Here is a 16,713-nt window from a genome sequence, read left to right on the forward strand (position 1 = left end):
TCAATCAGGTTGATATTTGAACCTTACGGTCCGTCGCATTGCGGCGGGCAGCTTGCCGCAGGTTTTCCGTCGCGCCATAGATCGTGAATGAAATCCAACATTCGCCTAATGGTCTTTACGGATCTTGATGGGACCCTGATCGATCACGACACCTACAGATGGGACGCCGCGCAAGAGGCCTTGAGCGCGCTTGGCTCTGCCGCGGCCGCTGTCGTTCTGGCAAGCAGTAAAACCGCCGCTGAGGTTGGCGCATTGCGGGCCACGCTTGGCCTGCCGCAATGGCCTGCGATTGTGGAAAACGGCGCAGGTGTTCTGGGTCCGCATATTTGTGATGCGCCCGATAACACCCCCTACATCGCCCTGCGCGACGCTTTGGACCAGACGCCCGAGGCGCTGCGCCACCTGTTTCGCGGTTTTGGCGACGCCTCGGCGGCAGAGGTGTCGGAAATGACCGGCCTGCCCCTGCAGGATGCAAAGCTGGCAAAACAGCGCGTCTTTTCAGAACCGGGCAAATGGTCGGGAACCGACGCGCAAAAAGCCGAATTTCTGCGCTATTTGCAGGGTGGGAATATCATCGCACAACAGGGCGGACGGTTCTTGACCCTTTCCTTTGGCGGTAACAAGGGCGATCAGATGCGCAAGATCATCGCAGATTATCAGCCACAGCATACCATCGCCCTCGGGGATGCGCCAAATGATGTGCAAATGCTGGAAGCCGCCGAATTCGGGGTGGTAATCGCCAATCCGCGTCGCCCACCGCTTCCCCCGCTGAAGGGAGAGGCGACAGGACATATCATTCGCACCAAAGCTGCCGGCCCTTCGGGGTGGAACGCGGCGATTCTCGATTTACTCAGCCGACTTGAACCACAGTAGGACAACCCGCCATGGCCGACTTTCATCAAAACGGAAACATCACAACGCTGCACAACCTGCGCACCCGATCCATGGAAGAGATGGAGCACGATCTGGCCGTCTTTGCACAATCGCGCAAAATCTCGCTGATCCTGCCCTGTCTGTTTTCAGAGCTGGAACGCGAGGCGATGCCCAATATCCTGTCAGAGCTTTCCAAGGTCAGCTATTTGCACCGGATCATTATCGGGCTGGATGCGGCCGATGAGATGCAATACCGCTATGCCAAAACCTACTTCAAGGATCTGAACCAGAACCATATCGTGATCTGGAACGACAGCCCCCGTATGCTCGCGCTTGGCGCGCGGCTGGAGGCGATGGGGCTTGCACCTCTGGAAAAGGGCAAGGGCAAGAATGTCTGGGCCTCATTGGGCTATTTGATCGGTTGTGCCGACAGTTCGGTGATGGCGATCCATGATTGCGATATCCTGACCTATAAAAAGGATATGCTGGCGCGACTGCTCTATCCCGTGGCCAATCCCGCATTTCCCTATCAGGTCGCCAAGGGCTATTACCCGCGCATCGGCAATGACAAGCTGAACGGTCGGGTGACGCGGCTGTTGGTCAGCCCCTTGTTGATCGCGCTGAAACGGGTGGTCGGGGATCGTGATTATATCGACTACCTGCGCAGTTTCCGCTATCCCCTCTCGGGGGAGTTTGCCATGCGCACGGCCATCCTGCCCGATCTTCGTATCCCCTCGGATTGGGGGCTGGAGATTGGCGTGCTCTCCGAGGCATGGCGCAATCTGGCCCCCAAGGCGGTCTGTCAGGTGGATATCGCCGACGCATATGATCATAAACACCAAGACCTTAGCCCCGATGAGGCCCATGCCGGGTTGAACCGCATGTCGACCGATATCTGCAAGGCGATTTTCCGCAAGCTGGCGGCGGATGGGACCGTGTTTACCGCGAATGTTTTCCGCACGCTTAAGGCGACATATTATCGTTGTGCGCTGGACCTGCTGGAATCCTATTACAATGATGCCAAGATGAACGGGCTGACGATTGACCGCCATACCGAGGAACGCTCTATCGAGCTGTTTGCGGAAAATATCATGCGCGCGGGACAGGTCTTTTTGGAGAACCCGCATGAGACCCCCTTTATCCCGACATGGAACCGTGTCCATTCTGCCGACCCTTCGTTCCTGACGGATATGACGGCGGCGGCCAAGGCGGATGAGGCCGAATACCAATAGCGCCTAGGCGCGATTGGTGATCCAGCGGCACTGGTAAGGGGCCAGCGTGATCATACTGTCCTGCATCATCTCGATTTGCTCCCCACTGAGCAGATCGGTCCAGCTTTCATCATCGATGAAATTCAACGCCAGCGGAGAGATTTTGACCGTATCCCCGCTGACGTTATGCAGTGCAAAGATCGACTGGTGCCGGTCCAGGCTTTGCCGCCAGACGCCGAACACGCGGTCATCGAGAAGGATGGTGAACTGGGTCGCATTGGGGTGAAAGGCACGTTGTCTGGCCCTGATGCGCAGCCGCTCCGACAGGCCGGCCAGCACGCGCGACTGGATCGAGGCGGGATCATCCAGCAAGGCGTTCAGCTGGGGGTAATCCCAACGGTGCCGGTTGATCGCGCGGTTCATGCCGCGCCGTTTGACCTGTGCGTGATCATTGGGTGTGGCCAGCATCGAGTGGATGTAAAAGGCGGGTATCCCCTCCAGCGACATCACGATGGTTTGCGAACAGATGAAACGGTCGAAATGGTGATCGTCCTTGCCCTCAAACGTCCGGCCAGTGGCCTCATAAAAGGTGGTGTTGATCTCATAGGGGGCCTCACCGCCATCCGGCAGGGCCCGCATAGAGACAAGCCCGCCAATCTCCTTGATGGTGTCGATCATCTTGGCCTGCTCTTTTGCGGGCAGAATACCCTCGGCGGGGCGCATGCCGATGCCGTCATGGCTTGCGGTAAAGTTGAGATAGGCACAGCCGAACTGGGCCGGCGGCATCCCGCTTTGCCAACGTCGCAAGTAATGCGCCGATCCCGACATCACCGCATGCAGGATCAGCGGCGGCAGCGGAAAGTTATAGATCGCATGCGCCTCGTTGCGCCGCCCGAAATAGCTGAGGTTCTCGGCCTTGGGGACATTGGTTTCCGTCAAAAGTATGATGGTCTCGGATGCATAGTCACACAGCATCCGCATCAATTGCACGATTGCATGGGTTTGCGGCAAATGGATCGAGGGGGTCCCGACCTCTTTCCAAAGAAAGGCCACCGCATCCAGCCGGATAATGCGCACCCCGTTATCGACATGCAGCCGGATGATGCGCAGAAATTCCAGCAAGACCTCGGGGTTGCGGAAATCCAGATCAATCTGGTCATGGCTGAAGGTACACCAGACATGGCGCGGCCCGTTCGCGGTTTCGATCTCTTGCAGCAAAGGTGTGGTGCGCGGGCGCACAACGCTAGAGAGGTCATCCTCGGGCGAGGCCTCAAAGAAAAACTTGTCATAGGGCGCTTGCCCCTGACGGTAGCTGTTGAACCACGTCCCCTGACTGGACACATGGTTCAAAACCAGATCTGACATCAGATGGAAATCGGCGCCGATCCGGTTGATATCGGCCCAATCCCCCAGTTGCGTATCGACCGAACGGAAATCGGACACGGCAAAACCGTCATCGGAGGTATAGGGAAAGAATGGCAGGATATGCACGCCGTTCACCACCCCCTTCATCCGCCGCAACAAGAAATCATGCAGCAGATCCAGCGGCTTATGCGCTCCGTCCAGAATGGAGTTGCCATAGGTGATCAGCAGAGCATCCTGTTCCGACCACAGGTTATTACTTGGCAACCGCCCGCGTTTGCGCAGCTTGGTGCCCTCGGGCCAGAAGGCCTCGACGATCTTGCTCAGCAAAATATCTGCATCAATATCAGGATAGATCTGCCTGATAAGCGCGGTCAGCCCGGAGCTGAATGAGTTGGCTTTGTATCTTCGCATAAGCCAAGTAAGCTCTGAAAATCGGGCAGGGTTCAAGCTGCCCTGCACGTTTGGCCGAAAATGCGTTCTCCAAAGCGCCTTGCCGCAGAAAATTCAACCAAACGGCCCGGTTCTTGGGCGAAATCGAAATCCGCCCCCCAAACGTTCAAGATGCGCAACCACACAGGATGGTTTGGATGCAGGTGCAGTATTCGATCAAAAAACAGGCATTCGCCCCGTATCTGACCACGAAATACACTTTGTTAAGTAATCCGCGCCCCCTGCCTCGGATTGGCTGGAGTAACCGAAAATCCTGTTCCTAGATTAAAGGGCGAAGAAACGCCGCGCAGAGGGTTATCCTGCAAGATCATCCCCCCTACGCGGCCACAACATAACAGTTGCGGGTTTTGAATACACGGCTCCGGCCGCTTTTGGAAAGTGTTTTGCACCAATTCCAACCGCCCGCGACGCAACATGGATTTTAAACCGATGACGCTGAAATTTCCTTCATTTATTGCTGTTGCCTTGATGGGCACGACCACGCTTGCATCTGCCGAATGTGCTGATCCGGTCAAGGTCGGTGTGCTGCACTCGCTGTCCGGCACCATGGCGATTTCCGAGACGACGCTCAAAGATACGATGTTGATGCTGGTTGAGAAACAAAACGCCGCGGGCGGGGTGTTGGGCTGTCAGATTGAGGCGGTCGTGGTTGATCCGGCATCCGACTGGCCGCTGTTTGCCGAAAAAGCGCGTGAGTTGCTGACGGTCAATGAGGTGGATGTGATCTTTGGATCATGGACCTCTGTGTCGCGCAAATCCGCGCTGCCGGTGCTCGAAGAGCTCAACGGTTTGATGTTCTATCCCGTGCAATACGAGGGTGAGGAAAGCTCTAGAAACGTGTTCTACACCGGGGCCGCACCGAACCAGCAGGCGATCCCTGCGGTTGACTATTTCCTTGAGGAACTGGGCGTCGAGAAATTCGCGCTATTGGGAACGGATTATGTCTATCCGCGCACCACGAATAATATTCTGGAACAATATCTGCAGGATAAAGGCATCGCTGCCGAAGACATCTTTGTGAATTACACCCCCTTCGGGCATTCAGATTGGGCGACGATCGTGGCCGAGGTGGTTGCCTTGGATGCGGATGGCAAACAGGTCGGCGTGATCTCTACCATCAACGGCGACGCGAATATCGGTTTCTACAAAGAGCTGGCCGCGGCCGATATCTCGGCGGATGATATCCCTGTGGTTGCCTTTTCGGTGGGTGAGGAAGAGCTTTCGGGTCTGGATACGACCAACCTTGTCGGCCATTTGGCGGCATGGAATTATTTCCAATCCGCGGATACGCCCGCAAATGCCGAATTCATCGCAGAGTGGAAGGCTTTTGCCGGTGAGGACCGTGTCACCAATGACCCGATGGAGGCCCATTACATCGGCTTCAACATGTGGGTGAATGCGGTTGAGGCCGCAGGCACCACCGATGTCGACGCGGTGCGCACGGCGATGTACGGGCAGGAATTCCCGAATCTGACAGGTGGCACGGCCGTGATGTTGCCGAACCATCACCTCGCCAAGCCGGTGCTGATCGGGGAGATCACCGCCGATGGCCAGTTCGACATCATCTCGCAAACCGCCGAAGTGCCGGGCGATGCATGGACAGATTTCCTGCCCGCATCCGCGGTATTGATGTCGGATTGGAAGGATCTGGGCTGCGGTATGTATAACACCGAAACCAAGACCTGCGTGCAGTTGACCTCCAACTACTAAAACCCTGCGCGGGGGTGGCATCCCATCCCCGCACATCCCCCTATTGAAAGCCTTATCCTATGCGCCAGCTATTCTTGGCCGTCATCCTTTGCCTGACCTCTGCCATGGCCGCACAGGCACAAGAGCTGCAATCCCTGTTGCAGACCCATGTCGATGAGGTCGCAAAGCCCTCGCGGACCTCGGTTTCGGTCCTGCTGGAGGATCTGGCAGGCTCCGGTCTGCCGGGTGTTGCGGATTTTCTGGAAAACTGGTCGGATAAGAACATATGGCAGCGCGATGACGGTGTTTTTTTTATCGCCACCCCCCAAGGCGATGATCTGGCGCTGGTCGATATCGACAGCGGCGCGCAAAGCTTCGCCCCGCAAAGCCGGTTTCAACAGACAAAACCCAATGGCGGCGTGCGGCGTCTGATCGGCACCGCCTTGGTCCAGTTCCAACTGAGCGATCCCGATCCTGCTCGCCGTGCAAGCGCTATCGCCTCGATTGCGCGCAAACCCGAGGCCGCCCAGCTTGCCCCGTTGCTGGCCGCGATCAAGGATGACCCTGACGCCGCGCTCAAGGCGCGCAAAATTCAGGTGGCAAATTTCCTCTCGGCCCGCTTTGCCCCCGATCCGGGCGACAGGATCGCGGCGATCAACAGCCTGTCCAAGGATACCAGCGTCGAGGCGCGCAGCGTGTTGAACCAGATCCTCGAGGCGTCCGAAGGCGTCTCAGCCACGCCGCCCGAGGGTAATATCGCGCGCATCCTTGATCCTGCCCAAGACCCCGACGGCTTTTACGCCAAGCTGGTCGCCGCCGGTATGGCCCCTGCGCGCATCTCCCCCGCCGAGGTTCGCGCAGCCCTTGAGGCCAATATCGTGGCGGGCAAGGTTGCTAGCATCCCGCTTGGCCAATTGGACAGTGATGATGCCCGTTTGCGCGCCTATACGCTCTTGTCCGAGGAGGGGCTTGTGCCGCCATTGGTCACGGATGAGGACCGCGATAACGCCCTGAACGCACATGTCTTTTTCGAACGCTACGCTGAGCCGGACCCCGCAATCACAAAGGCTGCCGAGGCCACACGCCAAGCCGTCGAGCAGCGGGTTGCCTGGGCGCAGGGCGGGGATCTGGTGCTGGACGGGTTGTCACTGGCGTCGATCTATTTTCTGGCGGCCATCGGTTTGGCGATCACCTTTGGTGTGATGGGCGTGATCAATATGGCCCATGGCGAGTTTATCATGATGGGGGCTTATACCGGCTATGTCGTGCAGCTCTTCGTGCCCGATTATACCCTCTCGATCATCGTGGCGCTGCCGCTGGCCTTTGCTGTGACCTTTGGCGCGGGTGTGGCGATGGAGCGGCTGGTGATCCGCCATCTCTATCACCGCCCGCTGGAGACATTGCTGGCCACTTTCGGTATTTCCATTGCGCTGCAACAGCTTGCCAAGAACATCTTTGGCACCCAAGCGCGCCCCCTGACCTCGCCCGATTGGCTGGGCGGGGCTTGGATGATCTCGGATGTGATCTCCATCAGCTATATCCGCATTGCGATTTTCGTGCTGGCGCTCATGTTTCTGGCGTTGATCCTTTACGTGCTCAAACGGACCCGTTTGGGGCTTGAGGTGCGCGCGGTGACACAAAACCCCGGCATGGCCGCCAGCATGGGCATCAACCCCGACCGCATCAATATGCTGACCTTTGGCTTTGGGTCGGGGATCGCGGGGATCGCGGGTGTAGCCATCGGGCTTTATGCCAAGGTCACATCGGAAATGGGTGCGGATTACATCGTCCAAAGCTTTATGACCGTGGTTGTGGGCGGTGTCGGCAATGTCTGGGGCACGCTGGCGGGGGCCTCGATGATCGGGGGGCTGCAAAAGGGGATCGAGTGGTTGAACCCCTCAAATACCCTCGCCGCCCAGACCTATATGATCCTCTTCATCATCCTGTTTATCCAATTCCGGCCCAAGGGCATCGTTGCCCCCAAAGGCCGGGCAGCGGCGGATTGAATCCATGAAAAACACCTTTATTGCTCAAAATCCTTCGGTTCTGTGGTTTCTTCTGGCGCTTGGCCTGTTCAGCATTGGCGTCACCGCCCTCTCAGAGGTCAGCGGCGTCGGGGTGATCTCCACTTCCTTTGTCAAAGTGCTGGGCAAGATGCTCTGCCTGTGTCTGATCGCCATCGCGATGGATGTTGTCTGGGGGTATTGCGGTATCCTCAGCCTCGGGCATTTCGCCTTTTTCGGGATCGGCGGCTATGCCGTTGGCATGTGGCTGATGTATGCGCGCACCGAAGGGATCGTACTGGAAAGCCTGTCGACGCAAGTGATCCCCCCCACCCCGCAAGAGATATCTGACGCCATTGGTAACCAGATCTTTGGCGTTGTGGGGTCATCGGATTTCCCGATGATTTGGTCCTTTGCCGACAGCCTTTTCCTGCAACTGCTGATGGTGGTGCTGATCCCCGGGCTGCTGGCCTTGGTGTTTGGCTGGCTGGCGTTTCGCAGCCGCGTCACCGGGGTTTACCTATCGATCCTGACCCAAGCCATGACCTTGGCGCTCTCGCTCTATCTGTTTCAAAATGATAGCGGGTTGCGCGGCAACAACGGGCTTTCGGGGTTGCAGAATATTCCGGGGTTTGAGGCGACCTCGCAGGCGACCCTCTCTATCGCTTTCTTTCTGGCATCAAGTTTTGCGCTGGCGGCGGGCTATGTTTTCTTTGCCTGGGTCGTGTCGGGCAAGATGGGCAGCGTGGTCAAAGGCATCCGCGACAATGAGGCCCGCGTGCGATTTTTGGGATATCATGTCGAGAGCTATAAGCTCTTTGTCTTTACTATCACCGCCATCGTGTCGGGCATCGCGGGCGCGCTTTACTATCCGCAGGCGGGCATCATCAACCCCGGAGAGATCGCGCCGATTGCCTCGATCTATCTGGCGGTCTGGGTGGCCATCGGCGGGCGTGGACGACTTTACGGTGCGGTCATTGGGGCGGCGTTGGTGTCGCTCTTGTCCAGCTGGTTCACCGGCGGCGGTGCACCAAACATCAACCTCGGCTTTTATACCGTGAACTGGACCGATTGGTGGCTGGTGCTGCTTGGTTTCAGCTTTGTCGCGGTCACCCTGTTCTTTCCCAAGGGCATCGGGGGCCTGTTCGATTATCTGGTAAGGAAACCGCAATGAGCATGCTTTTGGAAGTGGATGGTGTCTCGGTCAGCTTTGACGGCTTTCGCGCCATCAACAATCTGTCGATCAACTTTGGCAAGACCGAATTGCGCGCCATCATCGGGCCGAACGGGGCGGGCAAGACCACCTTTATGGATATCGTGACCGGCAAGACCAAACCGGATGAAGGCTCGGTGATCTGGGGGGATATGAATATCTCTTTGCTGGGCATGTCCGAAAGCCGGATCGCGATGGAAGGCATCGGGCGCAAGTTTCAAAAACCCACGGTGTTCGAGGCGCAAACCGTGCGGCAAAATCTGGCCATGGCGTTGAAAAACCCGCGCGGGCCCTTTGCAGTCTTGACCCACCGTAAAACGGCTGAAAACGCCCGCAAGATAGAGGCCGTCGCTGCGGAGATTGGGCTGGCCGACAGCTTGACGCGGCTTGCGGGGGAACTCAGCCACGGGCAAAAACAATGGCTGGAGATCGGGATGCTATTGGCACAAGAGCCGCGCCTGCTGTTGGTCGATGAGCCCGCTGCCGGCATGACCGTGGAGGAGCGTGAGAAAACCACGGATATCCTGAGACGTGCCGCGCAAACCCGTGCGGTTGTGGTGGTCGAACATGATATGGAATTTGTCCGCCGGTTGGATTGCAAGGTTACGGTCCTGCATGAGGGGGCCGTGCTGGCCGAAGGCAGCCTTGATTACGTGATATCAAACCCTCGGGTGATCGAGGTTTATCTGGGGCGCGCCGATGCTTGACGTTAAAAATCTCGACCTGTTTTACGGGCAAAGCCAGATCCTTTACGGGATATCCTTGGAGGCATGGCCGGGCCGGATCACCACCGTGATCGGCAATAACGGTGTGGGCAAAACCAGCCTGCTCAAGGCAATCGCAGGGCGTCATCCGGCGGCGGGTGGCACGGTTGCCGTTTCGGGTGACGCGGTGATGTTGTCCTCGGCATATGATGCGGCGCGGGCGGGTATCGCCTATGTGCCACAAGGCCGGGAGGTCTTTGCCTTGATGAGCGTGCAGGAAAATCTTGAAACCGGTTTTGCCTGCCTGCCGAAATCCGAACATCACATCCCCGATGAGATTTTCGATCTGTTTCCGGTGCTGAAAGATATGCGATCCCGGCGTGGCGGGGACCTCTCGGGGGGGCAGCAACAACAGCTTTCCATCGCGCGCGCCCTGATCACCCGCCCCCGGGTTCTACTTCTGGATGAGCCGACCGAGGGCATTCAGCCCAATGTCATCCAGCAGATCGGAGACGCGCTTGGCCTGCTCCGCACAAGGGGCAATATGGCGATTGTTCTAGTGGAACAGAACGCCGATTTCGCCCATGGGCTGGGCGACAGCTTTGTGGTGATGGAAGGCGGGCGCATAAAGCGCCGCGCCGAGAAAGCCAGCTATACCAAGGCAATGTTGGTGGATGATCTGGCGCTTTAAGCCGACGCGGCGCCGTCCTCTTCCTCGGAGGATTGGCGCGCCCACATCGCCGCATAGCGCCCGCCATTGGCCAAAAGCCGGTCATGGGTGCCTTGCTCGACGATCTCGCCCGCCTCCAGCACGATGATCTGGTCGGCATCGGCAATGGTCGACAGGCGGTGCGCAATGGTGATCACGCTGCGCCCCTCACCCATGGCCAGAAGGCTATCCTGAATGTCGCGCTCTGTCTGGGTATCCAGCGCCGAGGTCGCCTCATCCAACAGCAGGATCGGCGGGTTTTTCAGCAAGGTGCGCGCAATGCCCACACGTTGCTTTTCCCCGCCCGAAAGTTTCAGGCCGCGTTCGCCCACGGGGGTCTCATATCCCTCGGGGAGCGACAGGATGAAGTCATGGATCTTGGCGGCACGGGCGGCGGCCTCTACCTCGGCAGCCGTGGCATCGGGGCGACCATAGGCGATGTTATAGCGCACGCTGTCGTTGAACAGCACCGTATCTTGCGGCACCACGCCGATCTGCGCATGCAGGCTGTCCTGGGTCACATCGCGCAGGTCCTGCCCGTCGATGCGAACCCCGCCATCCACCACATCATAAAAGCGAAACAACAGCCGCCCGATGGTCGATTTTCCCGAACCCGACGGCCCGACAAGCGCAATCCGCTGCCCCGGCGCCACGGTAAAGGACACCCCTTTCAGGATCGCGCGATCCGGATGATAGGCGAATTTGACATTGTCAAAGACCACCTCGCCGCCGCTGACCTTAAGGTCTGGTGCACCCGGCTTGTCCTTCACCTCGGCAGGCTGGCCAAGCAATGCGAACATATCGCCCATATCCACCAGCGACTGGCGGATCTCACGGTAGACCGAGCCGAGGAAATTCAGCGGCATAGTGATCTGGATCATATAGGCGTTGACCATGACAAAGTCACCCACGGTCAAAATGTCCTGCTGCACCCCCATCGCCGCCATGACCATTACAATCACAAGACCGGTGGTAATGATAAGCGACTGCCCGGCATTCAGGAACGAAAGGCTCTGTCCGGTCTTGACGGCCGCCGTTTCATATTGGCGCATGGCACCGTCATAGCGGTCCGCCTCGCGCTGTTCTGCGCCAAAATATTTCACGGTTTCAAAGTTTAACAGGCTGTCGATCGCCTTTTGGTTCGCATCGGTATCTTGATCGTTCATCTGTCGGCGGATCCGCACGCGCCATTCCGTCACCTTGAACGTGAAACTGACGTAAAGCGTGATCGTCACCACCACCACGGCCATATATTGCCAGCCGAAAAGCACGGCAAAAAGCACCGATACCATCGACAGCTCAAGGATCAACGGACCGATGGAAAACAGCATGAAGCGCAACAGGAAATCCACACCCTTCACGCCGCGCTCGATGATCCGGCTAAGGCCCCCGGTCTTGCGCGCGATGTGATAGCGCATGGACAGACGGTGAATATGGGTGAAGGTTTCCAGCGCCAGCTTGCGCAAGGCCCGCTGTCCCACGCGCACAAAGACCGCATCGCGCAATTCGCCAAAGGCCACCGCGCCAAGCCGCGCAAGGCCATATGCAATCGTCAGCCCCACCGCGCCAAACATCAAAAGCGCGCTTTCGCTCGGCGCCTCACCGGCCAGCGCATCCACAGCAGCCTTATAGAAAAACGGCGTGGAGACCGAGATTATCTTGGCCAGCACCAGAAAGAACAGTGCAATCACCACGCGGCGGCGTACCCAAGGCGCGTCATCGGGCCACAGATAGGGGATCACCCTGCGAATGGTTTGCATCGCGGGGGCTTCGACCTGGCTGGGGTCGCGGGTTGTGGCGGTGTTGCGCATTCTATCTCTCGCTTGGCGTTCTTGCCCGTATCTATCCCGCGCGCCGCGCAATGGCCATAGCCGCGCACAGACCGCAGCAAAAAACCTGCCGAGGGGTCCCAGCAGGCAAATTTCAGCATATCAAAGGACTTATTTCAGGCGCGATGCCACGTTTTCCCAGTTGACCAGATTGTCGAGAAAGTTGGTCAGATAGGCAGGGCGCTTGTTGCGGAAATCGATGTAATAGGAATGCTCCCAAACATCACAGCCCAGCAAGGCAGTCTGACCAAAGCACAGCGGGTTCACGCCGTTTTCGGTTTTGGTCACCTTGAGGCTGCCGTCCTTATCCTTGACCAGCCACGCCCAGCCGGAACCGAACTGGCCCGCGCCCGCAGCCGAGAAATCATCCTTGAATTTCTGCACCGAGCCAAAGCTGTCGACCAGCGCTTTTTCCAGATCGCCCGGTATAGCACCCTTGCCCGGCCCCATCATTTCCCAAAACTGGGCGTGGTTCCAGTGCTGGCTTGCGTTGTTGAAAATACCGCTCTGCGCGACTGCGTCCGCGTCATAGGTGCCGACGATAATCTCTTCGACAGACTTGCCTTCCCACTCGGTTCCGGCGATCAGCTTATTGCCGTTATCGACATAGGCCTTATGGTGAATGTCGTGATGATATTCCAATGTTTCCTGGGACATACCGGCCGAAGCCAGCGCATCATGGGCGTAGGGAAGATCGGGAAGTGTAAAAGACATGGCGTTTCCTTTCAGAAGTTACATCTGTTAACCCGAATAAGAGGCTTCGGGTTCCAAAGGTCAAGGGCAGAGGCAATAAATAACGTTCTGCACCAGCGCCTAAATCTCTGAGCCCTTGGTTGCCGAATGCGTCAACAGCCCCATCACATAGCTTGCAACAGAGCGAAAGCTGACCAAAGTATAGCCGCCATCTTCCACCCAAAACGCCACCGCAACCTGTGCTGCACGAGTTCGACGCAGTTCTCCGGGTTCCAGCCCGGCCAGATCCACGGGGCAAAGCTTGGACAATATCTGCTCCGCCTTCTCTCCTTCGATCCGGAAAACGGCGCGGGCATCAGAAACATCTTCGGCCAGAAAATGAATTACTGCCAGCGCGTTACGCAAAGTTTCTAATGTAGAACCTACATCCGCGTAAGGTAGGATTACGAGTAGTTCATCCGGTGACATCCAACCAACAGAGCGCCCGCCTTTTTGCACGATTCGACGCGCCGCCGGCACCGAAAGCCCAAGCTTTTTCAGCGCCGCTGCCAGCGGTTTTTGCCTTAGATCACACCGCAGGCTGATCATGCCCAAAGGACCAATCTCACGGATTTTGGCGAAACCTTCAAAAGTTTTCCCGCCCAAGGCGCTGACCAGATCATGCATTGCCTTTCTCCCCTGCTTTGTCAAAGAACACCGCATCAACGATCTTGGCCGCGATGGTGCCACCGTCGACTTTATTGAAAGTTACAACCTCTCCCATCCGGTCTGGTCCGTGCTTGATCAGCCCCATGGCGATACCGCGCTTTAAGGTCGGGCTGTAATAGGTTGATGTTACACGACCTTCTACATTTCTTTGCCCGTTGGCATTCACCCCGTCGACCACGGCATAAGCCCCGTCCGGGATCACCGATCCATCCAGTGTTTCCAGCCCGACCAGCTTCCAGCGATCAGGATCTGCCAGATGGGACCGCTCCATCCCGCGCTTGCCCAGGAAATCGGTCTTTTTCTTGGAGATCGCCCAACTCAGGCCCAGATCCAGCGGCGTCACCGTGCCGTCGGTCTCGTCCCCGATCATGATAAAGCCCTTTTCCGCCCGCATGATATGCAGGCATTCGGTGCCATAAGCCATAGCGCCGAACTCGGCCCCCTGTTTGTGCAGCATCTCCCAGAAGGCCGCGCCGTGGCTGGCCCGAATGGCGATCTCATAGGACAGTTCCCCCGAGAAGCTGATCCGGTAGACCCGCACCGCAAAGCCGCCAAGCGTGCCATCCGCCCATTGCATAAAGGGCAGCGCCTCTTTGGAGACATCCATCCCGCCCAGCTTTTCCAACAGCTTGCGTGCATTGGGTCCAACCACGGCGACTTGGGCGTATTGCTCGGTCACATTGGCGGTATAGACCTTCCAGTCCCACCACTCGCATTGCAGCCAATCTTCCATCCAGCCGTGGATCCGGTCGGCGCCGCCGCTGGTGGTGTGGCACAGCCATGTTTCCTCATCAATCCGCGCAACGACGCCATCATCTGACAAGAACCCCTGCTCATCACACATCAGGCCATAGCGGCATTTCCCGACCGGCAGTGTCGACATCATATTGGTGTACATCATATCGAGGAAACGCCCCGCATCAGGCCCCTTGACGATGATCTTGCCAAGGGTCGACGCATCCAGCAGCCCCAGCTTTTCGCGCGTATTCAACACCTCGCGGTGGACGGCCTGCGCGTGGGTTTCGCCATTGCGCGGATAGCAATAGGGCCTGCGCCAATGGCCCACGGGTTCCCAGTAAACGCCGTTCGCCTCATGCCAATCATGCATCGGCGTGCGGCGCAAAGGCTGGAACAGCTCACCCCGCGCCTCACCTGTTAGCGCGCCGATGGTAACGGGCGTATAGGGCGGACGGAAGGTCGTGGTGCCGACGCGCGGAATATCCTCACCCAAAGCATCAGAAAGAACACCCAAGCCATTTATATTGCTTAGCTTTCCCTGATCTGTTGCCATCCCCAGGGTGGTGTATCTTTTGGTGTGTTCGACGCTCTCATAGCCCTCGCGGGCGGCAAGCTGAACATCCGAGACCTTCACGTCATTTTGATAGTCCAGCCACATTTTCGACCGTAGGGCCACGGGCGCACCCTGCGGCATGACCCAGACCGGCGGCACCGGCGACGTATTCTCAACCACCCCCGAAGAGGTGATGATATCATCGGTCCGGTAAATCCCCGCAGCTGCCCCGACCACCGTGACCATGGGCGATCCGTCATGGGTGATCGGCGGCCGCGTGGTATCGGGAATAAAGGCCGAGATATGATCCGACCATGTCAGCTTGCCCCCGCAATGCGACCACAGGTGCACCACCGGCGACCAGCCGCCCGACATCGCCACCGCATCGCAGACGATCTCTTCCAGCACAGCCCCCTCACCGGCTTGCAGGCAAACCTCCACCCCCGTCACACGCTTGCCACCCTTGACGCGGGCGACGGCGCGGCCGGCCTCTATGCGAATGTCCAAAGCGCGGGCACGCTCGGGCAGATCGCCCGTCACCTCGGTGCGCGCATCCAGAATGGCAGGTACGGCAAGCCCGGCCTCTGCCAGCGCAATCGCGGTCAGATAGGCATCGTCGTTATTGGTAACGATCACCGTCCGGTCCCCAAGCGAAACACCGTAGTTCACCAGATAGTCGCGCAATGCCCCGGCCAGCATCACTCCCGGAATATCATTCCCCGCAAAAGAGAGCGGACGTTCAATCGCCCCGGTCGCGGTGATGATATGCCCCGCCCGAATACGCCAGAGCCGCTGTTTGGGCCGCCCGTCGCCGGGGGAGTGATCGGCAACACGCTCATTCGCCAGCACATAGCCGTGGTCATAAACCCCCGCCCCCATACAGCGCGTCCGCAGCGTCACATTCTTCATCGTCGCCAGCGCATCAATCGCGGATTTCACCCAGTCCTCGGCAGGCTCATCCTCTACCACATCGCCATCGACAACGGCGCGGCCGCCCCAATGCGGGGTTTGTTCGATCAACATCACGCGTTTGCCCGCTTGTCCCGCCGTCAGCGCCGCCTGAAGCCCAGCAATCCCGCCGCCGATAATCAGCACGTCGCAAAAGCCGTAGACATATTCATAGCGGTCCGGATCGGGGCTTTTGGGCGCGGGGCCCAAGCCTGCGGATTGGCGGATGACGGGTTCGAACAGGTGCTTCCACGCCGCGCGCGGCTGCATGAAGGTCTTGTAGTAAAACCCCGCAGGCAGGAACCGCGAAACATAGCTGTTGACCACGCCGACATCGAACTCAAGGCTGGGCCAGTGGTTCTGGCTTTGCGCAACGAGGCCCGGAAAAAGCTCGGTCGTGGTGCTGCGCTGGTTCGGCTCTACGCGGTCGCCATGGCCAAGGTTGACCAGCGCGTTCGGCTCTTCGGGGCCTGCGGCCATGATGCCGCGCGGGCGGTGATATTTGAACGAGCGCCCCACCAGCATCTGGTCATTGGCCAAAAGGGCCGAGGCCAATGTATCGCCCTGATGTCCCGAAAGGCGCTTGCCGTTGAACATGAATTCCGCGCGGGTCGAACGGTCGATCAGACGACCACCTTTGGCAAGACGGGTGCTCATTTGTAACCCTCCCAGTCGGGACGTTTTTGCTTGATTTTGGCAACCAGATCGGCGGGCGGTTCGGTGCTTTGCGCTGAATATGTGCCAAAGACCTCTAGCGTGTTGGTGTCGCGTGCGGCCAGAAACCATTTGCCACAGCCGTAGGCATGGCGCCAGCGTTCGAAATGCACGCCCTTGGGATTTTTGCGAGCAAACATATAGCCCTCAAATTCCTCATCCGAGGAGCCTACAGAAAAGCGTTTCAAATGCGCCTCATGGCCGGGCGCCAGTTCGGTTTCATCGGCTTGCACGCCGCAGTAGGGGCATTGAAGGGTTAGCATGCTGATGTCCCTTTCCGGTTCGGCTTGATGTTGTACGACATGGCTGACAT

General features: G+C 58.2%; 13 protein-coding genes. 7 read left to right on the forward strand and 6 right to left on the reverse strand.

Annotated elements, in window-relative coordinates; genetic code table 11:
- The first annotated feature begins 87 nt into the window (after positions 1-87).
- Both AKU94_RS06055 and AKU94_RS06060 read left to right on the forward strand, forming a co-directional pair.
- The gene (locus AKU94_RS06055; protein WP_050526403.1) at positions 88-873 is read left to right on the forward strand and encodes an HAD-IIB family hydrolase; all 786 of its coding nucleotides are present in this window, start codon (positions 88-90) and stop codon (positions 871-873) included.
- Positions 874-884: 11 nt separating this feature from the next.
- On the forward strand, positions 885-2,105 hold the full coding sequence (locus AKU94_RS06060; RefSeq protein WP_050526404.1) for a glycosyltransferase family protein: 1,221 nt from the start codon (positions 885-887) through the stop codon (positions 2,103-2,105).
- Positions 2,106-2,108: 3 nt separating this feature from the next.
- On the opposite strand, the gene AKU94_RS06065 is transcribed toward AKU94_RS06060, so the two are convergent.
- Entirely contained in the window at positions 2,109-3,860 is a 1,752-nt protein-coding gene (locus tag AKU94_RS06065; RefSeq protein ID WP_050526466.1) for a sugar phosphorylase, read from the reverse strand.
- Between the two features lie 468 nt (positions 3,861-4,328).
- Between AKU94_RS06065 and urtA the strand changes: the two genes are divergently transcribed.
- From urtA to urtE, 5 genes are read left to right on the forward strand one after another with little or no spacing between them, the layout of a single operon-like run.
- Positions 4,329-5,609, forward strand: coding sequence for an urea ABC transporter substrate-binding protein (urtA, locus tag AKU94_RS06070; RefSeq protein WP_050526467.1), 1,281 nt, complete (start codon positions 4,329-4,331; stop codon positions 5,607-5,609).
- Positions 5,610-5,668: 59 nt separating this feature from the next.
- Entirely contained in the window at positions 5,669-7,594 is a 1,926-nt protein-coding gene (gene urtB / locus AKU94_RS06075; protein ID WP_050526405.1) for an urea ABC transporter permease subunit UrtB, read from the forward strand.
- A 4-nt stretch (positions 7,595-7,598) separates the two neighbouring features.
- On the forward strand, positions 7,599-8,765 hold the full coding sequence (gene urtC, locus AKU94_RS06080) for an urea ABC transporter permease subunit UrtC (protein ID WP_050526406.1): 1,167 nt from the start codon (positions 7,599-7,601) through the stop codon (positions 8,763-8,765).
- A complete protein-coding gene (urtD, locus tag AKU94_RS06085) occupies positions 8,762-9,511 on the forward strand; it encodes an urea ABC transporter ATP-binding protein UrtD (protein WP_050526407.1) in 750 nt (249 codons plus the stop codon). Before urtC ends, urtD begins: the two co-directional genes overlap by 4 nt.
- Positions 9,504-10,199, forward strand: coding sequence for an urea ABC transporter ATP-binding subunit UrtE (gene urtE / locus AKU94_RS06090; RefSeq protein WP_050526408.1), 696 nt, complete (start codon positions 9,504-9,506; stop codon positions 10,197-10,199). The genes urtD and urtE overlap by 8 nt, the downstream gene beginning before the upstream one ends.
- On the opposite strand, the gene AKU94_RS06095 is transcribed toward urtE, so the two are convergent.
- The 5 genes from AKU94_RS06095 to AKU94_RS06115 form a co-directional block, all read right to left on the reverse strand.
- Complete coding sequence (locus AKU94_RS06095; protein WP_408633673.1) at positions 10,196-11,977, reverse strand: ABCB family ABC transporter ATP-binding protein/permease; 1,782 nt, start codon at positions 11,975-11,977, stop codon at positions 10,196-10,198. The two genes, urtE and AKU94_RS06095, sit on opposite strands and share 4 nt — an antisense overlap.
- A gap of 180 nt (positions 11,978-12,157) precedes the next feature.
- Complete coding sequence (locus AKU94_RS06100) at positions 12,158-12,760, reverse strand: superoxide dismutase (RefSeq protein ID WP_050526410.1); 603 nt, start codon at positions 12,758-12,760, stop codon at positions 12,158-12,160.
- Positions 12,761-12,859: 99 nt separating this feature from the next.
- Positions 12,860-13,405 (reverse strand): sarcosine oxidase subunit gamma, encoded by a 546-nt coding sequence (locus AKU94_RS06105; protein ID WP_050526411.1) that lies wholly within the window; start codon positions 13,403-13,405, stop codon positions 12,860-12,862.
- Entirely contained in the window at positions 13,398-16,343 is a 2,946-nt protein-coding gene (locus AKU94_RS06110; RefSeq protein WP_050526412.1) for a sarcosine oxidase subunit alpha family protein, read from the reverse strand. The genes AKU94_RS06105 and AKU94_RS06110 overlap by 8 nt, the downstream gene beginning before the upstream one ends.
- Positions 16,340-16,663 (reverse strand): sarcosine oxidase subunit delta, encoded by a 324-nt coding sequence (locus tag AKU94_RS06115; protein ID WP_050526413.1) that lies wholly within the window; start codon positions 16,661-16,663, stop codon positions 16,340-16,342. The genes AKU94_RS06110 and AKU94_RS06115 overlap by 4 nt, the downstream gene beginning before the upstream one ends.
- Between the last annotated feature and the right edge of the window lie 50 nt (positions 16,664-16,713).

The organism is Pseudorhodobacter aquimaris (assembly GCF_001202025.1).
Classification (GTDB): Bacteria; Pseudomonadota; Alphaproteobacteria; order Rhodobacterales; family Rhodobacteraceae; genus Pseudorhodobacter; species Pseudorhodobacter aquimaris.